Origin of the sequence: Enterobacter sp. BNK-22 (genome assembly GCF_048684805.1) — a bacterium.
In the GTDB taxonomy this organism is placed as follows: domain Bacteria; phylum Pseudomonadota; class Gammaproteobacteria; order Enterobacterales; family Enterobacteriaceae; genus Enterobacter; species Enterobacter quasiroggenkampii.
Genome location: NZ_JBLQTT010000001.1, coordinates 3,984,979 through 4,008,971, shown reverse-complemented (window position 1 = coordinate 4,008,971; position 23,993 = coordinate 3,984,979). Strand labels below are relative to the sequence as shown.

The 23,993-nt window shown below is 52.8% G+C and carries 19 protein-coding genes, 2 tRNA genes, 4 rRNA genes and 1 pseudogene; 12 read left to right on the top strand and 14 right to left on the bottom strand.

Going from position 1 to position 23,993, the window contains the following annotated elements; translation table 11 throughout:
- Positions 1–7: 7 nt before the first annotated feature.
- From ACMGGE_RS18960 to ACMGGE_RS18935, 6 genes and pseudogenes are all read left to right on the top strand, one after another.
- On the top strand, positions 8–3,121 hold the full coding sequence (locus ACMGGE_RS18960) for an efflux RND transporter permease subunit (RefSeq protein WP_420294049.1): 3,114 nt from the start codon (positions 8–10) through the stop codon (positions 3,119–3,121).
- A 304-nt stretch (positions 3,122–3,425) separates the two neighbouring features.
- Positions 3,426–3,647, top strand: coding sequence for a lipoprotein (locus ACMGGE_RS18955; RefSeq protein WP_008502867.1), 222 nt, complete (start codon positions 3,426–3,428; stop codon positions 3,645–3,647).
- A gap of 473 nt (positions 3,648–4,120) precedes the next feature.
- Positions 4,121–5,144, top strand: a pseudogene (locus ACMGGE_RS18950) (amino acid ABC transporter substrate-binding protein).
- A gap of 67 nt (positions 5,145–5,211) precedes the next feature.
- Positions 5,212–6,393 (top strand): amino acid ABC transporter permease, encoded by a 1,182-nt coding sequence (locus ACMGGE_RS18945; protein WP_069719888.1) that lies wholly within the window; start codon positions 5,212–5,214, stop codon positions 6,391–6,393.
- A gap of 9 nt (positions 6,394–6,402) precedes the next feature.
- Complete coding sequence (locus ACMGGE_RS18940; RefSeq protein ID WP_048225192.1) at positions 6,403–7,506, top strand: amino acid ABC transporter permease; 1,104 nt, start codon at positions 6,403–6,405, stop codon at positions 7,504–7,506.
- 7 nt (positions 7,507–7,513) lie between these two features.
- Positions 7,514–8,272, top strand: a complete 759-nt coding sequence (locus tag ACMGGE_RS18935; RefSeq protein ID WP_014171880.1) for an amino acid ABC transporter ATP-binding protein — start codon at positions 7,514–7,516, stop codon at positions 8,270–8,272.
- Between the two features lie 106 nt (positions 8,273–8,378).
- Here the strand turns inward: ACMGGE_RS18935 and rrf (ACMGGE_RS18930) are convergent.
- The 6 genes from rrf (ACMGGE_RS18930) to ACMGGE_RS18905 all read right to left on the bottom strand — a co-directional run bounded on the left by rrf (ACMGGE_RS18930) (position 8,379) and on the right by ACMGGE_RS18905 (position 13,604).
- Positions 8,379–8,494 (bottom strand): 5S ribosomal RNA (rrf, locus tag ACMGGE_RS18930).
- A gap of 43 nt (positions 8,495–8,537) precedes the next feature.
- A tRNA-Thr gene (locus tag ACMGGE_RS18925) sits at positions 8,538–8,613 on the bottom strand.
- A 14-nt stretch (positions 8,614–8,627) separates the two neighbouring features.
- Positions 8,628–8,743, bottom strand: a 5S ribosomal RNA gene (rrf, locus tag ACMGGE_RS18920).
- 72 nt (positions 8,744–8,815) lie between these two features.
- A 23S ribosomal RNA gene (locus ACMGGE_RS18915) occupies positions 8,816–11,719 on the bottom strand.
- Positions 11,720–11,901: 182 nt separating this feature from the next.
- A tRNA-Glu gene (locus ACMGGE_RS18910) sits at positions 11,902–11,977 on the bottom strand.
- An 85-nt stretch (positions 11,978–12,062) separates the two neighbouring features.
- Positions 12,063–13,604 (bottom strand): 16S ribosomal RNA (locus ACMGGE_RS18905).
- The 16S, 23S and 5S rRNA genes sit together here with 2 tRNA genes alongside, the layout of an rRNA operon.
- 471 nt (positions 13,605–14,075) lie before the next feature.
- Here ACMGGE_RS18905 and ACMGGE_RS18900 point away from each other — a divergent pair.
- Positions 14,076–14,630: a gamma carbonic anhydrase family protein gene (locus ACMGGE_RS18900; protein WP_045909525.1), complete on the top strand. Its 555-nt coding sequence runs from the start codon at positions 14,076–14,078 to the stop codon at positions 14,628–14,630.
- On the opposite strand, the gene ACMGGE_RS18895 is transcribed toward ACMGGE_RS18900, so the two are convergent.
- From ACMGGE_RS18895 to dprA, 6 genes are read right to left on the bottom strand one after another with little or no spacing between them, the layout of a single operon-like run.
- Entirely contained in the window at positions 14,606–14,854 is a 249-nt protein-coding gene (locus ACMGGE_RS18895) for a DUF1488 domain-containing protein (protein ID WP_023345007.1), read from the bottom strand. The two genes, ACMGGE_RS18900 and ACMGGE_RS18895, sit on opposite strands and share 25 nt — an antisense overlap.
- Positions 14,851–15,669 (bottom strand): shikimate dehydrogenase, encoded by an 819-nt coding sequence (gene aroE, locus ACMGGE_RS18890; protein WP_420294048.1) that lies wholly within the window; start codon positions 15,667–15,669, stop codon positions 14,851–14,853. The genes ACMGGE_RS18895 and aroE overlap by 4 nt, the downstream gene beginning before the upstream one ends.
- Positions 15,670–15,673: 4 nt before the next feature.
- Positions 15,674–16,246 (bottom strand): L-threonylcarbamoyladenylate synthase type 1 TsaC, encoded by a 573-nt coding sequence (gene tsaC, locus ACMGGE_RS18885; protein WP_420294047.1) that lies wholly within the window; start codon positions 16,244–16,246, stop codon positions 15,674–15,676.
- Complete coding sequence (locus ACMGGE_RS18880) at positions 16,239–16,793, bottom strand: type I DNA topoisomerase (RefSeq protein ID WP_045909528.1); 555 nt, start codon at positions 16,791–16,793, stop codon at positions 16,239–16,241. The genes tsaC and ACMGGE_RS18880 overlap by 8 nt, the downstream gene beginning before the upstream one ends.
- A gap of 26 nt (positions 16,794–16,819) precedes the next feature.
- The gene (smg, locus tag ACMGGE_RS18875; RefSeq protein ID WP_008503477.1) at positions 16,820–17,293 is read right to left on the bottom strand and encodes a DUF494 family protein Smg; all 474 of its coding nucleotides are present in this window, start codon (positions 17,291–17,293) and stop codon (positions 16,820–16,822) included.
- Positions 17,265–18,389, bottom strand: coding sequence for a DNA-protecting protein DprA (gene dprA, locus ACMGGE_RS18870; protein WP_048030966.1), 1,125 nt, complete (start codon positions 18,387–18,389; stop codon positions 17,265–17,267). The genes smg and dprA overlap by 29 nt, the downstream gene beginning before the upstream one ends.
- Positions 18,390–18,516: 127 nt before the next feature.
- Here dprA and def point away from each other — a divergent pair, with 127 nt between their 5' ends.
- The 5 genes from def (at position 18,517) to mscL (ending at position 23,294) form a co-directional block, all read left to right on the top strand.
- Positions 18,517–19,026 (top strand): peptide deformylase, encoded by a 510-nt coding sequence (gene def, locus ACMGGE_RS18865; RefSeq protein ID WP_008503479.1) that lies wholly within the window; start codon positions 18,517–18,519, stop codon positions 19,024–19,026.
- 25 nt (positions 19,027–19,051) lie between these two features.
- Positions 19,052–19,999 (top strand): methionyl-tRNA formyltransferase, encoded by a 948-nt coding sequence (fmt, locus tag ACMGGE_RS18860; RefSeq protein WP_048030956.1) that lies wholly within the window; start codon positions 19,052–19,054, stop codon positions 19,997–19,999.
- Between the two features lie 52 nt (positions 20,000–20,051).
- Positions 20,052–21,338, top strand: a complete 1,287-nt coding sequence (gene rsmB / locus ACMGGE_RS18855; RefSeq protein WP_262802723.1) for a 16S rRNA (cytosine(967)-C(5))-methyltransferase RsmB — start codon at positions 20,052–20,054, stop codon at positions 21,336–21,338.
- A gap of 22 nt (positions 21,339–21,360) precedes the next feature.
- Positions 21,361–22,737 (top strand): Trk system potassium transporter TrkA, encoded by a 1,377-nt coding sequence (trkA, locus tag ACMGGE_RS18850; protein ID WP_025759209.1) that lies wholly within the window; start codon positions 21,361–21,363, stop codon positions 22,735–22,737.
- 146 nt (positions 22,738–22,883) lie between these two features.
- On the top strand, positions 22,884–23,294 hold the full coding sequence (gene mscL / locus ACMGGE_RS18845) for a large-conductance mechanosensitive channel protein MscL (RefSeq protein ID WP_025759210.1): 411 nt from the start codon (positions 22,884–22,886) through the stop codon (positions 23,292–23,294).
- Here mscL and ACMGGE_RS18840 read toward each other — a convergent pair.
- Complete coding sequence (locus ACMGGE_RS18840) at positions 23,268–23,510, bottom strand: alternative ribosome-rescue factor A (protein ID WP_045909530.1); 243 nt, start codon at positions 23,508–23,510, stop codon at positions 23,268–23,270. The two genes, mscL and ACMGGE_RS18840, sit on opposite strands and share 27 nt — an antisense overlap.
- Before the next feature lie 57 nt (positions 23,511–23,567).
- A complete protein-coding gene (zntR, locus tag ACMGGE_RS18835) occupies positions 23,568–23,993 on the bottom strand; it encodes a Zn(2+)-responsive transcriptional regulator (protein ID WP_420294046.1) in 426 nt (141 codons plus the stop codon).

Genomic DNA, 23,993 nt, shown 5'->3' with positions numbered 1-23,993 from the left:
CGACGACATGGCTAATTTCTTTATTCAGAGACCGGTTTTCGCCTGGGTACTTGCCATCATTTTGATGATTGCAGGCGGACTGGCCATTCTCAAACTTCCCGTCGCACAGTATCCGACCATTGCACCTCCCGCCGTGGCGATATCCGCGACCTACCCGGGAGCAGATGCCCAGACGGTACAGGATACCGTGACCCAGGTTATCGAACAGAACATGAACGGTATCGATAACCTGATGTATATGTCCTCCACCAGCGATTCAGCGGGTAACGTCACGATCACCCTGACCTTCGAGTCCGGAACCGATCCGGACATCGCCCAGGTGCAGGTTCAGAACAAGCTGCAGCTCGCCATGCCGCTGCTGCCGCAAGAGGTGCAGCAGCAGGGGATTGGCGTTGAGAAGTCCAGCAGCAGCTTCCTGCTTGTTGCCGGTTTTGTATCAGACAACAAAAACCTGACGCAGGATGACATCTCCGACTATGTCGCCTCGAACGTCAAAGATGCCATCAGCCGAACGTCTGGCGTCGGTGACGTGCAGCTGTTTGGCGCTCAGTATGCGATGCGTATCTGGCTCGACAGCAATGCGATGAACAAATACCAACTGACGCCGCTGGATATCATCAACCAGTTGAAAACGCAGAACGACCAGATAGCGGCAGGCCAGTTGGGCGGGACGCCGTCCATCCCGGGACAACAGCTGAATGCCTCGATCATCGCGCAAACCCGCCTGAAATCACCGGAAGAGTTCGGTCGCGTGACGCTCAAGGTGAACCAGGACGGCTCGACGGTGCATCTGAAGGATGTGGCTCGCATTGAGCTGGGTGGCGAAAACTACAACATGGTGACAAAAATCAACGGGCAGGCGGCAACCGGCCTGGGGATTAAGCTGGCAACCGGGGCCAATGCGCTGGATACGGCAGCAGCCATCAAGAGCAAGCTGGCACAACTGCAGCCGTTCTTCCCGCAGGGGCTCAAAGTCGTCTACCCCTATGACACCACGCCGTTTGTGAAAATCTCCATCCACGAAGTAGTGAAGACCCTGTTTGAGGCGATCGTTCTCGTCTTCCTGGTCATGTACCTGTTCCTGCAAAACCTGCGGGCAACGCTCATCCCGACGATCGCGGTTCCGGTCGTTTTGCTGGGTACCTTCGCGGTTCTGGCGGCGTTCGGTTTCTCCATCAATACCCTGACAATGTTCGGCATGGTGCTGGCGATAGGCCTGCTGGTTGATGACGCTATTGTGGTCGTCGAGAACGTTGAACGCGTCATGGTCGAGGACAAGCTGCCGCCTAAAGAGGCCACGCAGAAGTCGATGGGGCAGATTCAGGGTGCGCTGGTGGGGATCGCCATGGTGCTCTCGGCGGTCTTTATCCCGATGGCCTTTTTTGGCGGCTCGACGGGGGCGATCTATCGCCAGTTCTCGCTGACTATCGTTTCCGCGATGGCGTTGTCCGTACTGGTTGCGCTAATCCTGACGCCTGCACTCTGTGCAACGTTGCTTAAGCCCGTATCCGCCGATCATCATGAGAAAAAAGGGGGCTTCTTCGGCTGGTTTAATGCGCTTTTTGATAAGAGCGTGGAGCACTACAGTCACAGCGTGAGCGGTATCTTGCGCAAAACCGGGCGCTACCTGGTGGTATACGTCATTATTGTCGGTGGGATGGCGGTGCTCTTCCTGCGCTTACCCACCTCCTTCCTCCCCGAAGAGGATCAGGGGGTGTTTATGACGATGGTTCAGCTGCCTGCGGGGGCAACCCAGACGCGTACTCAGCAGGTCCTCGATCAGGTTCAGGACTACTACCTGAATAAAGAGAAGGCGAATGTTGAATCCGTCTTTACCGTAAACGGCTTTAGCTTTAGTGGCCAGGGCCAGAACTCCGGTATTGCCTTCATCAGCCTGAAGCCCTGGGAGGAGCGTCCTGGGGCACAAAATGGGGTCGAGGCGATTGTGGGGCGTGCGACGAAAGCCTTCAGTCAGATTAAAGACGGCCTTGTTTTCCCGTTTAACCTGCCTGCCATTATTGAGCTGGGTACCGCCACGGGCTTCGACTTTGAACTGATCGATCAGGCTAACCTCGGACATACCCAACTGACGCAGGCGCGTAACCAGCTGCTCGGCATGGTGAAAGAGCACCCCGACCTGCTGGTACGCGTGCGTCCTAACGGTCTGGAGGATACGCCACAGTTCAAGCTGGACGTCGACCAGGAGAAAGCCCAGGCGCTGGGCATCAGTCTTTCTGACGTCAACCAGACGATTTCAACAGCCTTAGGCGGCACCTATGTGAATGACTTTATCGATCATGGGCGCGTGAAAAAGGTCTACGTCCAGGCTGATGCAAAATTCCGTATGTTGCCAGGAGATATTAACAATCTTTACGTGCGCAGTGCGAACGGGGAAATGGTGCCGTTCTCAGCCTTTAGCAACGCTCACTGGGTTTACGGTTCACCTCGTCTGGAGCGCTACAACGGAATGCCCTCTATGGAGATCCTCGGTGAATCAGCCCCGGGTAAAAGTACCGGCGAAGCCATGGCTATGATGGAAAGCCTCGCGGCAAAACTGCCTTCCGGCATCGGTTATGACTGGACGGGAATGTCTTACCAGGAGCGACTTTCGGGTAACCAGGCGCCTGCACTGTACGCCATCTCACTGATCGTGGTGTTCCTGTGTCTGGCGGCGCTGTATGAAAGCTGGTCCATTCCGTTCTCCGTCATGCTGGTTGTGCCGCTGGGGGTCATCGGGGCGCTTCTCGCAGCATCACTGCGCGGGTTAAACAATGACGTCTATTTCCAGGTCGGCCTGCTTACCACGATTGGTCTGTCAGCGAAAAACGCCATTTTGATCGTCGAATTTGCTAAGGACCTGATGGAGAAAGAGGGTAAAGGCATCATTGAGGCCACGCTGGAGGCGTCAAGGATGCGCCTTCGACCGATCCTGATGACGTCTCTGGCCTTTATACTGGGCGTCATGCCGCTGGTGATCAGCTCCGGGGCCGGGAGCGGTGCGCAAAACGCCGTCGGTACGGGCGTGATGGGAGGAATGCTTTCCGCAACGCTGCTGGCGATTTTCTTCGTACCCGTCTTCTTTGTGGTGGTCCGTCGACGCTTTACCCGCCATAAAGATTAACATTTCCCTAAAAAGGCACCTCGCGTGCCTTTTTTATTTTTAACATAAACAATGAATTAGGCATTAAGCAAAACTAATGTTAAAAATACGATGATTTGCATTAAGTAAAAATACTCTCTTGCGGCTTCATAATGTCCCCATTAATTCGTCCTGAAACCGACTTTTCTCCACGATTTTTACAAACGACATAATTTGAGATTATTCCTCGTGTAACGCGGACTTACCCCGGTGGTAAAATAACCTCCAGTTCGTTAATTGCCCTCCTGGCTTTATAGCGGATGAGAAATAATATTGAGGTAACATCATGAAAAGATTCATTTCCGTTGCACTACTCGCTGCGCTGCTTGCTGGTTGCGCGCACGACTCTCCATGTGTACCGGTTTACGACGACCAGGGCCGACTGGTTCATACCAATACCTGCATGAAAGGCACCACCCAGGATAACTGGGAAACTGCAGGTGCTATCGCCGGCGGTGCTGCCGCAGTGGCAGGTTTGACGCTGGGTATTGTTGCCCTGACGAAGTAACAGCTGTTAAGAAAGCGCGGCTCTGACCGCGCTTTTGCTTTTAATCAGTGCACTATTTTCAAATAAGTAAAAAAATAGCCCCGTATTTATTCGCGCTGTTCATTTCATCCTGAAACCAGTCACATCTTTTTCGTATACTCATTTAAATTACCGGTTCTATTGTGATGATTTTCACACATTAATATTATTGACTACCCTGCCAATATTCACGCTAGAAACTATCTTGTCTTTTTCCTGACGCGACTCATAACTTTTGCTCCAATTTGTGGCACAGGTTGTAATTTCGCACCGTTTCAGGGCGCTCGTTTTATTTAAGCCTGTCTACACTCAGCATTAAGCGTTCACTCATCTCTTATTTTGTCGAACGCAAAACTGGCATTACGTTTGCTTTATAAACGTTGGCCAACGCCACAGACAGGTAAAGCGTTTAAAAACGCCTCTATAACGATAAATTTCGCCACACAGGATGCATTATGAAAAAGACGATGATAGCCAGCCTGGCCGCTGCAGGCATGATGTTTGCCGTAGCCGGTCAAGCCCATGCGGGAACGACACTGGATGCCGTTAAAAAGAAAGGTTTTGTTCAATGCGGTATTAGTGACGGTTTGCCTGGCTTCTCTTATGCCGATGCGAACGGCAAATTTACCGGTATCGATGTGGACGTCTGCCGTGGCGTTGCTGCCGCCGTTTTTGGTGATGACAGCAAAGTAAAATATACCCCGCTGACGGCGAAAGAACGCTTTACGGCGCTGCAGTCCGGTGAGGTTGACATGCTCTCCCGTAATACCACCTGGACTTCCTCCCGCGACGCAGGGATGGGGATGTCATTCACGGGCGTGACCTATTATGACGGTATCGGCTTCCTGACCCACAATAAAGCGGGCCTGAAAAGCGCCAAAGAGCTGGATGGCGCTACCGTTTGTATTCAGGCGGGCACCGATACCGAGCTGAACGTGGCCGATTATTTCAAAGCAAATAACATGAAATACACGCCAGTGACATTCGACCGCTCGGATGAGTCGGCCAAAGCGCTGGAATCCGGCCGTTGCGACACGCTGGCCTCTGACCAGTCACAGCTGTATGCCTTACGCATTAAGCTGAGCAATCCTGCAGAATGGATTGTTCTGCCTGAAGTGATCTCCAAAGAACCTCGGGCCGGTGGTACGTCGTGGCGATGAAGACTGGTTCTCCATTGTTCGCTGGACGCTGTTTGCCATGCTGAACGCAGAAGAGATGGGCATCAACTCGAAAAACGTGGATGAGAAAGCGGCTAAACCATCCAACCCGGATATGGCACACCTGCTGGGTACAGAAGGTGATTTCGGCAAGGATCTGAAGCTGGATAACAAGTGGGCCTACAACATCATCAAACAGGTGGGCAACTACTCTGAGATCTTTGAACGCAACGTGGGATCGGAAAGCCCGCTGAAGATCAAACGCGGCCAGAACAATCTCTGGAACAACGGCGGTATTCAGTACGCACCACCAGTACGTTAAGTCATAGCTGTAACGGGCACTGCTCCGGCAGTGCCCACTCCAGAGTCATGGTTACTGAGGTTTCTTTATGTCCCATCGCCGCTCAGCCGTAAAAGGATCGCTATCCTTTTCTCATCCCGCGGTCCGCGCCTGGCTATTCCAGATTATTGCTATTGTTGCGGTTGTTCTCATCGCCGTGTATCTCATCCATAACACCATCACCAACCTGAATAATCGCGGCATTACCTCCGGTTTCGCGTTTTTAGATCGCAGCGCGGGGTTTGGCATTGTTCAGCATCTTATTGATTACCAGGAAGGTGACACGTATGGACGCGTGTTCGTGGTCGGTTTACTGAATACGCTGCTGGTATCGGCGCTTTGTATCGTCTTCGCGTCGATACTGGGCTTCTTTATTGGTCTGGCGCGTCTTTCTGAAAACTGGCTCCTGCGGAAGCTGTCGACTGTTTATATTGAAACGTTCCGCAATATCCCCCCGCTCCTGCAGATCTTCTTCTGGTATTTTGCCGTATTGCGTAACCTACCCGGCCCCCGTCAGGCCGTCGACGCGTTTGAGCTTTTTTTCCTGAGCAACCGTGGGCTGTCCATTCCTTCTCCTCTGCCAGGTGAAGGTCTGTACGCTTTTATCGGCGCGATTGCGATCGCGCTTGCTCTCACTGTTGGGGTATTCCGTTTTAACCGCACGCATCAGATCAAAACCGGCCAGCTTCGCAGAACCTGGCCGACGGCTGTCGTCCTGTTCGTTAGCCTGCCGCTGGTGGCTCACTGGCTGTTTGGGGCCGCACTGCACTGGGACATTCCCCATCTGCGGGGCTTCAACTTTCAGGGCGGGATGGTATTAATTCCCGAGCTGGCAGCTCTGACATTGGCGCTGTCGATTTATACGTCCGCGTTTATTGCCGAGATTATCCGTGCCGGGATCCAGGCCGTACCTTACGGACAGCACGAGGCGGCACGCTCACTGGGATTACCGCATACGGTAACGCTTCGCCAGGTCATCATCCCGCAGGCTTTACGGGTCATCATTCCCCCTCTGACCAGCCAGTATCTTAATATTGTCAAAAACTCGTCGCTGGCCGCTGCCATTGGTTATCCCGATATGGTGTCACTCTTCGCCGGAACCGTGCTTAACCAGACCGGACAAGCCATTGAAACCATCGCCATCACCATGTCTGTCTATCTGATCATCAGCCTGGTAATTTCACTGCTGATGAACCTCTATAACCGTCGTATAGCACTGGTCGAGCGCTAAGGATTTATGATGACAAAAGCGATACTGTCGCACTCCTCGCGCCCTGCCAACTCGACAGGTGGACGTTTCATTCTTTGGGCGCGCAAGAATCTGTTCTCCAACTGGAGTAACAGCCTGCTGACGATTGTCTGCCTGTGGCTCATGTGGGAGTTGATTCCTCCCCTGCTGAACTGGGCGTTTTTACAGGCCAACTGGGTCGGTTCAACCCGGGCAGACTGTACAAAAGCCGGCGCCTGCTGGGTGTTTATCCATGAACGCTTCGGTCAGTTCATGTATGGGTTGTATCCGCATGAACAGCGCTGGCGGATTAATCTGGCGCTGGTTATCGGTCTGCTCTCTGTCGCAGTCATGTTCTGGAAAAAGCTGCCTCACCGTGGACGCTATATTGCCGTCTGGGCGGTGGTTTATCCGATTATTGTCTGGGTGCTGCTCTATGGCGGTTTTCTGGGGCTGGAACGCGTTGAAACACGCCAGTGGGGCGGGCTGACGCTGACGTTGATTATCGCATCAGTGGGGATAGCCGGTGCTCTGCCGTGGGGGATTCTACTTGCTCTGGGGCGACGTTCCAAAATGCCGATCGTCCGCGTGCTCTCCGTTATCTTCATTGAGTTCTGGCGCGGCGTACCGCTTATCACCGTCCTGTTTATGTCGTCGGTCATGCTACCGCTGTTTATGGCTGAAGGCACAACGATCGACAAACTGATCCGTGCCCTGGTCGGGGTAATTCTCTTCCAGTCCGCCTATGTTGCAGAAGTTGTGCGCGGAGGTCTGCAGGCGTTGCCTAAAGGCCAGTACGAAGCGGCAGAATCACTGGCGCTCGGCTACTGGAAAACGCAGGGGCTGGTCATTCTTCCCCAGGCACTCAAGCTGGTCATCCCGGGTCTGGTCAACACGATCATTGCCCTCTTCAAGGATACCAGCCTGGTGATCATCATCGGATTGTTCGATCTCTTTAGCAGCGTGCAGCAGGCAACCGTTGACCCTGTCTGGCTGGGCATGTCCACCGAAGGATATGTCTTTGCTGCCCTGATCTACTGGATCTTTTGTTTTAGCATGTCGCGCTACAGCCAGCATCTGGAAAAGCGCTTTAACACCGGGCGTACACCGCACTGAGGAAAATATGAGCCAAATAACTATGACACCCGCCGACGCGATGATTACGCTGGAAAACGTGAACAAATGGTACGGACAGTTTCATGTCCTGAAGGACATTAATCTCAAGGTCAAGCAGGGCGAACGCATTGTCCTGTGCGGCCCTTCCGGCTCCGGGAAATCCACAACCATTCGCTGCATTAACCATCTTGAAGAGCATCAGCAAGGACGCATCGTGGTTGATGGTATCGAGCTAAATGAAGATATCCGCAATATCGAACGCGTGCGTCAGGAAGTGGGAATGGTCTTTCAGCACTTTAATCTGTTTCCGCACCTGACCGTTCTGCAGAACTGTACGCTTGCACCGATTTGGGTACGGAAGATGCCGAAAAAGGAAGCCGAGGCGCTGGCAATGCACTACCTGGAGCGCGTACGTATCGCAGAGCATGCGAATAAGTTCCCTGGCCAGATATCGGGTGGCCAGCAGCAGCGTGTGGCTATCGCCCGTTCACTGTGTATGAAACCGAAAATTATGCTGTTTGATGAACCGACATCAGCTCTCGATCCGGAAATGGTGAAGGAGGTTCTGGATACCATGATTGGGCTGGCACAATCCGGCATGACTATGCTGTGCGTCACGCATGAGATGGGGTTCGCGAGAACCGTGGCTGACCGGGTGATCTTTATGGACCGTGGGGAGATTGTTGAGCAGGCGCCACCGGATGAGTTCTTTGCGCATCCGAAGTCAGAACGTACGCGAGCATTCCTGTCGCAGGTGATTCATTAATCTGCTGTTTTTGCCCGGTGGCGCTGCGCTTACCGGGCCTACCGTTTTCACGAGAATCATAACGCAAAAAGGCCATCCTTTCGGATGGCCTTTTCACTTGTTTGATGTCTGGCAGTTCCCTACTCTCACATGGGGAGACCCCACACTACCATCGGCGCTACGGCGTTTCACTTCTGAGTTCGGCATGGGGTCAGGTGGGACCACCGCGCTAAAGCCGCCAGACAAATTCTTTTACTTCTTGCCGAACTTTAACCTAAGTATAAAGTGGTGCTGATACCCAGAGTCGAACTGGGGACCTCACCCTTACCAAGGGTGCGCTCTACCAACTGAGCCATATCAGCACGCTAAATTTGATGCCTGGCAGTTCCCTACTCTCACATGGGGAGACCCCACACTACCATCGGCGCTACGGCGTTTCACTTCTGAGTTCGGCATGGGGTCAGGTGGGACCACCGCGCTAAAGCCGCCAGGCAAATTCTGTTAATCTGTATCAAGGCTGAATTTTGATTGTTCGTCTCTTCGCCAAAACATCTTCGGCGTTGTAAGGTTAAGCCTCACGGTTCATTAGTATCGGTTAGCTCAACGCATCGCTGCGCTTACACACCCGACCTATCAACGTCGTCGTCTTCAACGTTCCTTCAGGAGACTTAAAGTCTCAGGGAGAACTCATCTCGGGGCAAGTTTCGTGCTTAGATGCTTTCAGCACTTATCTTTTCCGCATTTAGCTACCGGGCAGTGCCATTGGCATGACAACCCGAACACCAGTGATGCGTCCACTCCGGTCCTCTCGTACTAGGAGCAGCCCCCCTCAATTCTCCAGCGCCCACGGCAGATAGGGACCGAACTGTCTCACGACGTTCTAAACCCAGCTCGCGTACCACTTTAAATGGCGAACAGCCATACCCTTGGGACCTACTTCAGCCCCAGGATGTGATGAGCCGACATCGAGGTGCCAAACACCGCCGTCGATATGAACTCTTGGGCGGTATCAGCCTGTTATCCCCGGAGTACCTTTTATCCGTTGAGCGATGGCCCTTCCATTCAGAACCACCGGATCACTATGACCTGCTTTCGCACCTGCTCGAGCCGTCACTCTCGCAGTCAAGCTAGCTTATGCCATTGCACTAACCTCCTGATGTCCGACCAGGATTAGCTAACCTTCGTGCTCCTCCGTTACTCTTTGGGAGGAGACCGCCCCAGTCAAACTACCCACCAGACACTGTCCGCAACCCGGATTACGGGTCTACGTTAGAACACCAGCCATTAAAGGGTGGTATTTCAAGGACGGCTCCACGCAGACTGGCGTCCACGCTTCAAAGCCTCCCACCTATCCTACACATCAAGGACCAGTGTTCAGTGTCAAGCTATAGTAAAGGTTCACGGGGTCTTTCCGTCTTGCCGCGGGTACACTGCATCTTCACAGCGAGTTCAATTTCACTGAGTCTCGGGTGGAGACAGCCTGGCCATCATTACGCCATTCGTGCAGGTCGGAACTTACCCGACAAGGAATTTCGCTACCTTAGGACCGTTATAGTTACGGCCGCCGTTTACCGGGGCTTCGATCAAGAGCTTCGCGTTGCCGCTAACCCCATCAATTAACCTTCCGGCACCGGGCAGGCGTCACACCGTATACGTCCACTTTCGTGTTTGCACAGTGCTGTGTTTTTAATAAACAGTTGCAGCCAGCTGGTATCTTCGACTGATTTCAGCTCCACCCGCAGGGGCTTCACCTACATATCAGCGTGCCTTCTCCCGAAGTTACGGCACCATTTTGCCTAGTTCCTTCACCCGAGTTCTCTCAAGCGCCTTGGTATTCTCTACCTGACCACCTGTGTCGGTTTGGGGTACGATTTAATGTTACCTGATGCTTAGAGGCTTTTCCTGGAAGCAGGGCATTTGTTACTTCAGCACCGTAGTGCCTCGTCATCACACCTCAGCGTTAAAAGGTACCGGATTTACCTGGAACCTCCGCCTACATGCTTAAACCGGGACAACCGTCGCCCGGCTAACATAGCCTTCTCCGTCCCCCCTTCGCAGTAACACCAAGTACAGGAATATTAACCTGTTTCCCATCGACTACGCCTTTCGGCCTCGCCTTAGGGGTCGACTCACCCTGCCCCGATTAACGTTGGACAGGAACCCTTGGTCTTCCGGCGAGCGGGCTTTTCACCCGCTTTATCGTTACTTATGTCAGCATTCGCACTTCTGATACCTCCAGCATGCCTCACAGCACACCTTCAACGGCTTACAGAACGCTCCCCTACCCAACAACACATAGTGTCGCTGCCGCAGCTTCGGTGCATGGTTTAGCCCCGTTACATCTTCCGCGCAGGCCGACTCGACCAGTGAGCTATTACGCTTTCTTTAAATGATGGCTGCTTCTAAGCCAACATCCTGGCTGTCTGTGCCTTCCCACATCGTTTCCCACTTAACCATGACTTTGGGACCTTAGCTGGCGGTCTGGGTTGTTTCCCTCTTCACGACGGACGTTAGCACCCGCCGTGTGTCTCCCGTGATAACATTCTTCGGTATTCGTAGTTTGCATCGGGTTGGTAAGCCGGGATGGCCCCCTAGCCGAAACAGTGCTCTACCCCCGAAGATGAGTTCACGAGGCGCTACCTAAATAGCTTTCGGGGAGAACCAGCTATCTCCCGGTTTGATTGGCCTTTCACCCCCAGCCACAAGTCATCCGCTAATTTTTCAACATTAGTCGGTTCGGTCCTCCAGTTAGTGTTACCCAACCTTCAACCTGCCCATGGCTAGATCACCGGGTTTCGGGTCTATACCCTGCAACTTAACGCCCAGTTAAGACTCGGTTTCCCTTCGGCTCCCCTATACGGTTAACCTTGCTACAGAATATAAGTCGCTGACCCATTATACAAAAGGTACGCAGTCACACCACGAAGGTGCTCCCACTGCTTGTACGTACACGGTTTCAGGTTCTTTTTCACTCCCCTCGCCGGGGTTCTTTTCGCCTTTCCCTCACGGTACTGGTTCACTATCGGTCAGTCAGGAGTATTTAGCCTTGGAGGATGGTCCCCCCATATTCAGACAGGATACCACGTGTCCCGCCCTACTCTTCGAGTTCACAACCTGTGTGCTTTCGTGTACGGGACTGTCACCCTGTACCGTGCGACTTTCCAGACGCTTCCACTAACACACAAGCTGATTCAGACTCTGGGCTGCTCCCCGTTCGCTCGCCGCTACTGGGGGAATCTCGGTTGATTTCTTTTCCTCGGGGTACTTAGATGTTTCAGTTCCCCCGGTTCGCCTCGTTAACCTATGTATTCAGTTAACGATAGTGCAACGAATTGCACTGGGTTTCCCCATTCGGACATCGCCGGGTCAAAGGTTCATATCACCTCGCCGGCGCTTTTCGCAGATTAGCACGTCCTTCATCGCCTCTGACTGCCAGGGCATCCACCGTGTACGCTTAGTCGCTTAACCTCACAACCCGAAGATGTTTCACTTCTGATTGCGAAAATTTGAGAGACTCGAACACACCTTAAAGATGTGTCGTTTCAATTTTCAGCTTGATCCAGATTTTTAAAGAGCAAATATCTCAAACGTGACTCGCAAGTCAGTTTTGAGATATGACGGCAGGTGACTTTCACTCACGAACCAGCAAGTGGCGTCCCCTAGGGGATTCGAACCCCTGTTACCGCCGTGAAAGGGCGGTGTCCTGGGCCTCTAGACGAAGGGGACACTGAAGTCTCAATCGCAAGACGCCTTGCTATTTACTTTTCATCAGACAATCTGTGTGAGCACTGCAAAGGCAGGTTCTTTAAGGTAAGGAGGTGATCCAACCGCAGGTTCCCCTACGGTTACCTTGTTACGACTTCACCCCAGTCATGAATCACAAAGTGGTAAGCGCCCTCCCGAAGGTTAAGCTACCTACTTCTTTTGCAACCCACTCCCATGGTGTGACGGGCGGTGTGTACAAGGCCCGGGAACGTATTCACCGTAGCATTCTGATCTACGATTACTAGCGATTCCGACTTCATGGAGTCGAGTTGCAGACTCCAATCCGGACTACGACGCACTTTATGAGGTCCGCTTGCTCTCGCGAGGTCGCTTCTCTTTGTATGCGCCATTGTAGCACGTGTGTAGCCCTACTCGTAAGGGCCATGATGACTTGACGTCATCCCCACCTTCCTCCAGTTTATCACTGGCAGTCTCCTTTGAGTTCCCGGCCTAACCGCTGGCAACAAAGGATAAGGGTTGCGCTCGTTGCGGGACTTAACCCAACATTTCACAACACGAGCTGACGACAGCCATGCAGCACCTGTCTCAGAGTTCCCGAAGGCACCAATCCATCTCTGGAAAGTTCTCTGGATGTCAAGAGTAGGTAAGGTTCTTCGCGTTGCATCGAATTAAACCACATGCTCCACCGCTTGTGCGGGCCCCCGTCAATTCATTTGAGTTTTAACCTTGCGGCCGTACTCCCCAGGCGGTCGACTTAACGCGTTAGCTCCGGAAGCCACGCCTCAAGGGCACAACCTCCAAGTCGACATCGTTTACGGCGTGGACTACCAGGGTATCTAATCCTGTTTGCTCCCCACGCTTTCGCACCTGAGCGTCAGTCTTTGTCCAGGGGGCCGCCTTCGCCACCGGTATTCCTCCAGATCTCTACGCATTTCACCGCTACACCTGGAATTCTACCCCCCTCTACAAGACTCTAGCCTGCCAGTTTCGAATGCAGTTCCCAGGTTGAGCCCGGGGATTTCACATCCGACTTGACAGACCGCCTGCGTGCGCTTTACGCCCAGTAATTCCGATTAACGCTTGCACCCTCCGTATTACCGCGGCTGCTGGCACGGAGTTAGCCGGTGCTTCTTCTGCGGGTAACGTCAATTGCTGAGGTTATTAACCTCAACACCTTCCTCCCCGCTGAAAGTACTTTACAACCCGAAGGCCTTCTTCATACACGCGGCATGGCTGCATCAGGCTTGCGCCCATTGTGCAATATTCCCCACTGCTGCCTCCCGTAGGAGTCTGGACCGTGTCTCAGTTCCAGTGTGGCTGGTCATCCTCTCAGACCAGCTAGGGATCGTCGCCTAGGTGAGCCGTTACCCCACCTACTAGCTAATCCCATCTGGGCACATCTGATGGCAAGAGGCCCGAAGGTCCCCCTCTTTGGTCTTGCGACATTATGCGGTATTAGCTACCGTTTCCAGTAGTTATCCCCCTCCATCAGGCAGTTTCCCAGACATTACTCACCCGTCCGCCGCTCGCCGGCAAAGTAGCAAGCTACTTTCCGCTGCCGCTCGACTTGCATGTGTTAGGCCTGCCGCCAGCGTTCAATCTGAGCCATGATCAAACTCTTCAATTTAAGTTTGATGCTCGTGAATTAAACTTCGTAATGAATTACGCATGTTCACTCAGAGACTTGGTATTCATTTATTGTCCAAAGACATTAAGAATCCATGTCACTTTGAGTGCCCACACAGATTGTCTGATAAATTGTTAAAGAGCAGTGCAACGCGGCTTTCGCTCACCGTTGCGAGGTGGCGTATATTACGCTTTCCTCTTTCAGAGTCAACCCGTTATTTCAGGATTTTTTCTCTTCAACCGACCGCGTTGTCTGTGAAGTGTTTCACATCCGCCGTGTCGATGGAGGCGCATTATAGGGATCCCAATTTTTAGCACAAGTATTTTTTAGATCTTTTTTTCCGACTGCTGATTTTCCGCGCTTTTCGCTGAAATCCCGCCCGATCTGCTTAAATATTGACGTATTTTGCCTTGCCTCGATCCATTAATACGATCAAAGTCTTCTGTATAGCGCTCATTCTTAGAGGTAGATATGTCTGAAGTATTGCGTCCTTATAAAGATCTGTTCCCCCAAAAAGGCGATCGCGTGATGATCGATGCCAGCAGCGTGGTCGTTGGTGATGTGCGAATGGCCGAAGATGTCAGCATCTGGCCGCTCGTCGCCATCAGGGGAGATGTTAACTATGTGTCGATTGGTGCACGTACCAACATTCAGGACGGTAGCGTTCTGCATGTCACGCACAAATCCTCCTATAACCCCGAGGGTAATCCCCTCATCATTGGAGAGGATGTTACCGTCGGCCATAAAGTGATGCTCCACGGCTGCACGATCGGAAATCGCGTCCTTGTTGGCATGGGGTCGATTTTGCTGGATGGCGTCATAGTAGAAGATGACGTAATGATTGGTGCCGGTAGCCTGGTTCCGCAGAACAAACGGCTGGAGAGCGGTTATCTCTATCTGGGAAGTCCGGTAAAACAGATCCGCCCCCTTAAGGAGGCAGAGATCGAAGGATTAAAATACTCGGCGAACAACTACGTAAAATGGAAGAATGACTATCTGGATCAGGATAACCAAACCCAGCCCTGATCGTCTTCCTGCTGTTCGCGGATTAAATCGCTGGCTTCCTCTTCAAGATCCCAGCGATTTTCGCAAAATACCGCTAGCGGGTCTGTGCCGCCAAAACGATGCAACAGCGTTTCTCCATGGATGGCGCAGGTAAGTTGCATGCCCTGCACCAGCACCGGAAAACAGACCGCTTGTTTATGCTCATCCCAGCTCTCTCTGTCCGGGAAATGAATAGCCTGATTCACGCCGAAAGCTCCTGCTTTAGCTTTTCAATGACCGGCTCGACCGCAGGCAACACGCCGTGCCAGAGCAGCACCGCATGCGCAGCCTGCCCCACCAGCATTCCCAGCCCATCGGCTAACTGTTTCGCGCCGTGTTGTTCACACCAGTTCAGGAAAGGCGTCTTCCCTTTCTGATAGAACATGTCATAGAAGTACATATGCGCACTGACCAGCGAAGCGGGGATCGCCGGGATCTCACCGTTGATGCCGCTGGATGTGGCATTAATGACAAGATCGAAATCACGTTCGGCAAGATCGTCAAGCGCTACCGCGCTCACGCTGCCGGTATGCGCAAACAACGCCGCCAGCGCTTCTGCCCGGGAAAAGGTTCTGTTCGTGATGGTCACCGAACAGTCCAGTGAAAGCAGAGGCAACAAAACGCCCCGCGATGCGCCACCCGCGCCAATCAGCAGGATTCGGAATCCGGGCTTGATAAAGGAGAGTCTTTCCAGATCGCTGAGTAAACCAATCCCGTCGGTGTTGTCCCCCAGAAGGCGTCCATCCTCAAGCCGTTTTAGGGTATTGACTGCACCAGCAAGTGAAGCGCGTTCGGTCAGCTCATCCGCACGTTCGAAGGCTTCTTCTTTAAACGGGACCGTCACATTCGCGCCTTTGCCCCCCGCGGCGAAAAAGGCCTCAAGCGTAGGGATAAAGGCATCCACTGGCGCCAGTGCGCGACCATAGGGGTGATCTATCTGCAGCTGCTCCGCGAACTGCTGATGGATCAACGGTGACTTGCTGTGTGCAATGGGATTACCAAAAACAGCATAGGTTTCCATGAGATTACCCCTGGCGAAAACGTTCGCCGGTCAAAGCGTCGCGAATTTCAGATGGATTCAGGCGCCCTCCCGTTTCACCGACAGCGACAGGGAAGTCATTCCCGAACTGCGCCAGCACTTCTTCGGTTGTCCGACATGGCGGCTGCCCGGTCAGGTTGGCGCTGGTTGAGACCAGTGGTTTACCAAATGCCATGCACAACTCCACCACCAGCGGATGGTCAGTGACCCGAACAGCAAGGGAATCAAAGCGTCCGGTTAACCAGCGCGGGGTTGTCGGCTGCGCCGGGAAGACAAAGGTGACCGGTCCAGGCCATACGGAGAAGATTGTCTCGCGCTGTGCTGGGGTTAGCATAGAGTCATCAATATAGGGCTTAAGCTGCTCGTAATTCGCAGCGATCAAAATCAGTCCTTTCTCGACGGGTCTTTGTTTCAGGGTAAGCAGACGGCTCACAGCCGTCTCGCTGTCAGGATCGCAACCGACCCCAAAAACAGCTTCAGTTGGATAGGCGATGACTTCTTCATTTTTCAGTACGTCCACTGCATGGGCAATGGAGCCTGATGGCAGGTTATTATTCACTATATTGATCCGCCGTTACCGGCTTTCCACATTGTTTACTGGCGCAGAAGCGTTTCATGCCTTGCGCGGTTTTCTTCTCTATCAGTAGCGGATAATTGCAATGAGGGCAGATTCCCGCTACCGGCTTAAAATTGATAACGAACTGGCAGTCAGGGTAGCGATCGCACGAATGGAAGGTCTTACCATAACGGGAACGGCGCTGTACCAGCTGACCGCGCTGACACTGAGGGCAGGCAATTGCCGTTTCATCAGGCTTATCAATTTGTTCCGTATGTTCACATTCCGGGTAGCGGCTACATCCAATAAACATGCCGAAACGCCCCTGGCGTAGCGCGAGTTCGCCACCGCAGAGAGGGCACAACTGGCCCTCCAGAATTTTGACGATATGTCCATCCGCCTGGCTTTTCAGAGGACGAACATAATCACATTCCGGATAGTGAGAACAACCGAGAAACGGGCCGTGTTTCCCGGACCGAATAACAAGTTCAGCCCCGCACTGCGGGCAGGGCTCGTTTTTGTGCACCGTGAACAGTGCTGATTTGGCCATAACAACTCTTGGTGCTGCACATTGAATTAGTGCAGCATACCTTCATTCACTTCAAAGAGTAATTCTTCCATTTGCTGATAGGCATTTTCACAGCCCGGGATATTAAACAGAACCATCAGGATCACCCACTTGAGATCTTCCAGTTCAAATTCTGCCGTATCCAGCGCCATGACGCGCTCTATCACCATTTCTCTCGTTTCGAGGTTTAGCACCTGAATCTGCTCAAGGAATAAAATGAATCCCCGGCAGCTGGCGTCCAGCCGTTCACACTCTTCAGCGGTATAAATGCGTACAGACAATGGGTCAGAAGCAAGCTGCATCGGTTCGGCAAGGCCTTCCTGATAATCAGCCAGTTTTTCCAGCCACATCAACGCATTGTAGATATCTTCCCGCTCAAATCCCGCATCGGTAAGATCCTGTGTCAACTTGTCCTGATCCACTCGCATTTCTGCTTCGTTATGGATGTAAGTCTCAAACAAATACATCAGTACGTCGAACATGGCATGCCCTCCTTAATCGGACATAGCCGCCGGGTACAGCTGCGATCCACCCTGCTAACTCCAGTTCGAGTAGCTGTGCTACCGTTACTGGCACAGGTTGGCCGGCACGTTCAGCGACAACGTCAACAGGTGTTACCTCATCTCCTACGTTAGCCAGGAGCTTGGGAAATGGCAATGCCACCTTTCCCTGATCTGATGAATATTGTCGCTTTTCGGGATCTTCCTGCAGCCATTGCAGCCCATATTGCAAATTTTCAAGAATGTCCCCGACTTCCGTTACTGGTGTTGCCCCCTGCTTAATCAGCCAGTGCGGTCCCTCGCATCCGGGATTACCTATCGGGCCTGGCAAGGCGAAGACTTCTCGCCCCTGTTCGAGCGCGCACCGTGCCGTGACCAGCGAACCGCTTCGCCGCGCGGCTTCGACCACCAGCACGCCTTTGCTAAGGCCGCTGATGATGCGATTACGACGCGGAAAGTTTGCCGGTCGGGGCTGCGCGGAAAGCGGAAACTCAGACACTATCGCGCCGTCAGACTCAATAAGCCGCATCGCCAATGCCTGATGCCGGCGTGGGTAAATGCTAAAAAGACCGTTCCCCAGCACCGCGACACTTCGTCCTTTTACTGACAGCGCCGCGCTGTGGGCAACGCCGTCAATACCACAGGCCAGCCCGCTGGTAATCGTGAAACCACTATGTGAAAGTTGTTCGCACAGGATTTTCCCCCATCGCTCGCCGTACCATGACGGCGCACGACTCCCTACCACCGCCAGCTGAACGGTATTAAGCGTCTCAGGGTTACCTTTTATGAATAAAGCCCCGGGATAGTCAGGGATCGTGCGGAGTAGAGGGGGATAAAGGGAATGATTGGCCGTTAATAAATGATGTCCCGGCTGCTCAAGCCATATCAGGCTACGTTCCAGCTCACTCTCATCGAACGCAACGAACCGTTCAGCCTGCTTTGCTGTCAGTCCAGCATTTCTTAAGACAAGCGTATCGATGCCTTCCTGCCTCTGCAATCGTGCAGCCGCTTCCACCATGACATCACCACACAGAGAACCTGTGTGCATGAGCCGTAGCCAAATCTCGGTAGACGTCATCCTTTCCCCTGCCATAAGCGCTCTCCGCAATCATTGCGATTGGTCACTGATGCTGTCAATCGATGGGGGATTTGTCTAGAATAGAGGGAGTATTCTTATCAACTCCTGAACACGACTCTGGAAATTTATGGCAGTTTTGCAAGTGTTACATATTCCGGACGAGCGCCTTCGCATCGTCGCTGAACCGGTCAAAGAAGTGAATGCAGAAATCCAGCGTATCGTTGATGATATGTTCGATACCATGTACGCCGAAGAAGGCATTGGCCTGGCGGCGACGCAGGTGGACATTCACAAGCGTATTATCGTGATTGATGTTTCGGAAAATCGCGATGGCCGCCTGGTGCTGATCAACCCTGAGCTGCTCGAAAAGAGTGGCGAAACCGGTATTGAGGAAGGCTGTCTGTCTATTCCTGAACAGCGTGCGTTAGTGCCTCGTGCCGAAAAAGTGAAAATTCGCGCCCTGGATCGTGACGGTAATCCGTTCGAACTGGAGGCAGACGACCTGCTGGCAATTTGTATTCAGCATGAGATGGATCACCTGGTCGGTAAACTGTTTATCGATTATCTCTCGCCGCTGAAACAGCAGCGTATTCGTCAGAAAGTAGAGAAATTGGATCGTTTGCGTTCTCGCGCATAACGTCCCCCCGGATACAAGGATCATCGTGTCTAAAACACTACGTATTATCTTCGCGGGAACCCCTGATTTTGCAGCGCGTCATCTTGACGCGCTGCTATCGTCTGGTCACCAGGTTGTAGGCGTCTTTACCCAGCCGGACCGTCCTGCTGGTCGCGGCAAAAAACTGATGCCGAGCCCGGTCAAAGTGCTGGCAGAAGAGCATGGGCTTCCCGTTTTTCAGCCCGCATCGCTGCGCCCACAGGAAAATCAGCAGCTGGTTGCTGACCTGAATGCCGACGTAATGGTGGTGGTGGCTTACGGTTTAATTCTGCCAAAAGCCGTGCTTGATATGCCGCGCCTGGGTTGTATCAACGTGCATGGGTCTCTGCTCCCACGCTGGCGTGGTGCAGCTCCTATCCAGCGCGCGCTGTGGGCGGGTGATGCCGAAACGGGCGTGACCATCATGAAGATGGACGTAGGTTTAGACACCGGCGACATGCTGTATAAACTGGCCTGCCCCATTACGCCAGACGATACCAGCGCCACGCTGTATGACAAACTGGCAGACCTTGGCCCACAAGGTCTTATCGAGACGCTTCAGCAGCTTGCTGACAATACGGCAAAACCGGAAGTTCAGGATGACGCGCTGGTAACCTACGCCGAAAAGCTGAGCAAAGAAGAAGCGCGTATCGACTGGTCCCTGTCCGCCGCTCAACTTGAACGCTGCATTCGCGCTTTTAATCCGTGGCCAATGAGCTGGATGGAAATTGATGAGCAGCCAGTAAAAGTCTGGAAGGCCTCCGTCATTAGCGGTGCGACGACGGCGGAACCCGGTACGATTATTGATGCCAGCAAGAACGGTATCCAGGTGGCGACTGCCCAAGGGATTTTGAATCTTGAATCGCTCCAACCGGCCGGTAAGAAAGCCATGAGCGCTCAGGATCTGTTAAATTCCCGTCGTGAATGGTTTATCCCGGGCAATCGCCTTGCCTGAGCAAATTTATTCTTAAGGCCCGGTGTTTCCGGGCATTTTTATTTTTACGGTTATGAAAAAACAAAATCTACGCAGTATGGCGGCCCAGGCCGTCGAGCAGGTTATCGAGCAGGGCCAGTCATTGAGTAACGTCCTGCCTCCCCTGCAGCAAAAAGTTTCTGATAAAGATAAAGCCCTGCTTCAGGAGCTCTGCTTTGGCGTCCTGCGCACACTCTCTCAGCTTGAGTGGCTGATTAATAAGCTGATGTCCCGCCCAATGACGGGCAAGCAGCGTACCGTACATTATTTGATTATGGTGGGTTTTTATCAGCTTCTTCATACCCGCATCCCACCTCACGCCGCGCTGGCAGAGACGGTGGAAGGTGCCGTTTCGATTAAACGTCCTCAGCTGAAAGGGCTGATCAACGGCGTATTGCGCCAGTTCCAGCGACAGCAGGATGAGCTTCTGGCTGAATTTGCCCAAAACGAAGCGCGCTTCCTGCATCCGGACTGGCTGTTGAAGCGCCTGAAAAAAGCTTATCCGCAGCAGTGGCAGGACATTGCCGATGCCAACAACCAGCGTCCGCCAATGTGGTTACGCGTGAATCGTAATCACCACACCCGTGACGCATGGCTGGCATTACTCGAAGAAGCGGGAATGAGCGGCTTCACCCATGACGCATATCCTGATGCCGTGCGCTTAGCATCGCCTGCACCGGTACATGCATTACCCGGCTTTGAAGAGGGTTGGGTAACGGTACAGGATGCTTCTGCTCAGGGTTGCATGACCTGGCTTGAACCCCAAAACGGTGAGCAGATCCTCGATCTCTGCGCCGCACCAGGGGGCAAAACAACGCATATTCTTGAAGTGGCTCCGCAGGCCAGCGTGATGGCAGTGGATGTTGATGAGCAGCGTCTTTCACGCGTCTATGACAACCTCAAGCGCCTGGGCATGAAGGCGCAGGTTAAGCAAGGCGATGGACGCAAACCCGCAGAATGGTGTGGTGAAACACAATTCGATCGCATTTTGCTGGATGCCCCCTGCTCTGCAACCGGCGTGATTCGTCGTCATCCGGATATCAAGTGGCTGCGCCGCGATCGTGATATTAACGAACTTGCCCAGCTGCAATCCGACATCCTCGACGCCATCTGGCCGCATCTCAAGCCCGGCGGCACGCTGGTGTATGCGACCTGCTCGGTACTTCCTGAAGAAAATAGTCAGCAAATCGCGGCCTTCCTTAAACGTACCCCGGACGCGGCGCTGCGCGATACGGGAACGCCTGAACGCCCGGGTCAGCAGAATCTGCCGGGTGCAGAAGAGGGTGATGGCTTCTTTTACGCTAAGCTAATCAAAGAGTGATGTTGAGAACAGGTCACGAGATATGAAGATTATCATTCTGGGCGCAGGACAGGTTGGCGGAACGCTGGCGGAAAACCTGGTTGGCGAAAACAACGACATCACCATCGTGGATACCAACGGCGATCGCCTGCGTGTTTTGCAGGACAAATTTGACCTGCGCGTTGTACAGGGCCATGGTTCGCACCCGCGCGTTCTTCGTGAGGCGGGCGCTGACGATGCCGATATGCTGGTTGCGGTGACCAGTTCTGACGAAACCAATATGGTGGCCTGTCAGGTGGCCTACTCGCTTTTCAACACGCCAAACCGAATCGCGCGCATCCGTTCTCCGGACTATGTCCGCGATGCTGAGAAGCTGTTTAACTCAGAAGCGGTCCCTATTGATCATCTCATCGCCCCAGAGCAGCTGGTTATCGATAATATCTACCGTCTGATCGAATATCCGGGCGCCCTGCAGGTAGTGAATTTTGCCGAAGGTAAAGTGAGCCTGGCCGTCGTTAAGGCCTATTACGGCGGGCCATTGATCGGCAATGCGCTTTCCACCATGCGCGAGCACATGCCGCATATCGATACGCGCGTCGCAGCCATTTTCCGTCACGACAGGCCAATCCGCCCGCAGGGCTCCACGATTGTCGAAGCCGGTGACGAAGTCTTCTTTATTGCCGCTTCACAGCATATTCGTGCGGTGATGAGTGAACTTCAGCGTCTCGAAAAACCCTATAAACGCATTATGCTAGTCGGCGGCGGCAATATCGGTGCAGGTCTGGCACACCGGCTGGAAAAAGATTACAGCGTGAAGTTGATCGAGCGCGATCAGCAGCGTGCTGCTGAACTGGCGGAAAAACTGCAAAATACGATCGTATTTTATGGCGATGCGTCCGATCAGGAATTACTGGCTGAAGAGCATATTGATCAAGTTGATCTCTTTATTGCCGTCACCAACGACGATGAAGCGAATATAATGTCCGCCATGCTCGCCAAACGCATGGGGGCCAAAAAGGTCATGGTGCTTATCCAGCGTCGGGCATACGTTGATCTGGTGCAGGGCAGCGTCATTGATATTGCCATTTCACCTCAGCAGGCGACCATTTCCGCGCTCCTGAGCCATGTGCGTAAAGCCGATATTGTCGGGGTGTCATCGCTCCGCCGCGGTGTCGCGGAAGCCATCGAAGCCGTGGCGCACGGAGATGAAACCACGTCACGCGTCGTGGGCCGTTCGATAGACGAAATTAAGCTGCCACCGGGAACGATTATCGGTGCCGTCGTGCGCGGAAATGATGTCATGATTGCCAATGATAATTTACGTATTGAGCAAGGCGATCACGTTATTATGTTCCTTACCGATAAAAAGTTTATTACCGACGTCGAACGTTTATTCCAGCCCAGCCCATTCTTCCTTTAATGTGTCGGGTGCCTGAAAAAGTGCACCCGCCCTTTATCCTTTTCATTTCTGTGCCTTTTATTTTTCATAACGTTTAATTATCCCGAATGGCAATTAGCTAATCATTTGTTAAACTTATAGTCGTCAGCTGGCACAAGGAGAACAAAATGAGTTTTATTAAAGAATTTCGCGAATTTGCGATGCGCGGAAACGTGGTGGATTTGGCAGTGGGTGTCATTATTGGTGCGGCATTCGGCAAGATTGTTTCATCATTAGTGGCCGACATTATCATGCCACCTTTAGGGTTGCTGATCGGGGGCATTGATTTCAAACAATTCGCTTTCACGCTGCGTGAAGCACAAGGTGATGTTCCGGCAGTCGTGATGCACTACGGCGTATTTATTCAGAACGTATTTGATTTCGTGATTGTGGCGTTTGCCATTTTTATGGCTATCAAGCTGATCAATAAGCTGAACCGTAAAAAAGAAGAGCCGGCAGCGGCGCCTGCACCTACAAAAGAAGAAGTGCTGCTGAGTGAGATTCGCGATCTGTTAAAAGAGCAGAACAACCGCGTTTAATCGAAAGCTTAAAGCAGGGAGGCCAGTGGTAAATAAGCGATTCGCTTGTTTGCCACTGGCCTCCCAGTTACCCCGTTTTGCATGCTTGTCTTTACGCAGATAACTCCCTTTCCCTTTTTTGTTCTTCTCAACACGTTGTCTGAATAGCGGGTCGTGAAGTAGTGCCTCAATGGCATTGTCTTTTATCTGTCCTTTCGTGTGCTGATAGCGGCTCATAAATTCTCCTGAGCATGGTTTATGACGACGGGAGTCTAGATCCGGATGGACTAAAAATCAACAGTCCCCGGTTTCTCCACTGGCCCCCTGTTCAAGGGCTTCCAGTATGGAACAATAAATACTGCTGTGGGCCGTGCCGCAACAAGCATCATTCAGCCTTTGCAGAGAGCGCTGCATGGTTTGCAGTTCCTGGATGCGTGCTTCTACTTCATCCAGCCGGGCCTGCACAATGCTTTTAGACTCCTGGCAGGTGTGATGTGCCGGATCGATGCGGATCGATAATAGCTCGCGGATCGAGTCTAATGTGAAACCGAGCTGGCGCGCATAACGAATAAACCGCAGGCGCTGCAGATCGTTATCGGTATAAAGTCGAAAGCCACCTTCAGTACGGACTTCATGGTCGATCATCTGCTGCTTTTCGTAATATCGGATGGTATCCGGCGTGACGTTAGCGAGCTTCGCAAGTTCACCGATACGGTACAT

Bases quoted from the DNA above. Each gene is read 5' to 3' on its own strand.
- ACMGGE_RS18940 (WP_048225192.1), top strand. From the start codon at position 6,403: ATGACAAAAGCGATACTGTCGCACTCCTCGCGCCCTGCCAACTCGACA.
- mscL (WP_025759210.1), top strand. From the start codon at position 22,884: ATGAGTTTTATTAAAGAATTTCGCGAATTTGCGATGCGCGGAAACGTG.
- dprA (WP_048030966.1), bottom strand. From the start codon at position 18,389: ATGACGTCTACCGAGATTTGGCTACGGCTCATGCACACAGGTTCTCTG.
- trkA (WP_025759209.1), top strand. From the start codon at position 21,361: ATGAAGATTATCATTCTGGGCGCAGGACAGGTTGGCGGAACGCTGGCG.
- smg (WP_008503477.1), bottom strand. From the start codon at position 17,293: ATGTTCGACGTACTGATGTATTTGTTTGAGACTTACATCCATAACGAA.
- ACMGGE_RS18840 (WP_045909530.1), bottom strand. From the start codon at position 23,510: ATGAGCCGCTATCAGCACACGAAAGGACAGATAAAAGACAATGCCATT.
- zntR (WP_420294046.1), bottom strand. From the start codon at position 23,993: ATGTACCGTATCGGTGAACTTGCGAAGCTCGCTAACGTCACGCCGGAT.
- ACMGGE_RS18935 (WP_014171880.1), top strand. From the start codon at position 7,514: ATGAGCCAAATAACTATGACACCCGCCGACGCGATGATTACGCTGGAA.
- aroE (WP_420294048.1), bottom strand. From the start codon at position 15,669: ATGGAAACCTATGCTGTTTTTGGTAATCCCATTGCACACAGCAAGTCA.
- ACMGGE_RS18955 (WP_008502867.1), top strand. From the start codon at position 3,426: ATGAAAAGATTCATTTCCGTTGCACTACTCGCTGCGCTGCTTGCTGGT.
- ACMGGE_RS18900 (WP_045909525.1), top strand. From the start codon at position 14,076: ATGTCTGAAGTATTGCGTCCTTATAAAGATCTGTTCCCCCAAAAAGGC.
- rsmB (WP_262802723.1), top strand. From the start codon at position 20,052: ATGAAAAAACAAAATCTACGCAGTATGGCGGCCCAGGCCGTCGAGCAG.
- ACMGGE_RS18960 (WP_420294049.1), top strand. From the start codon at position 8: ATGGCTAATTTCTTTATTCAGAGACCGGTTTTCGCCTGGGTACTTGCC.
- ACMGGE_RS18945 (WP_069719888.1), top strand. From the start codon at position 5,212: ATGTCCCATCGCCGCTCAGCCGTAAAAGGATCGCTATCCTTTTCTCAT.
- ACMGGE_RS18880 (WP_045909528.1), bottom strand. From the start codon at position 16,793: ATGGCCAAATCAGCACTGTTCACGGTGCACAAAAACGAGCCCTGCCCG.
- def (WP_008503479.1), top strand. From the start codon at position 18,517: ATGGCAGTTTTGCAAGTGTTACATATTCCGGACGAGCGCCTTCGCATC.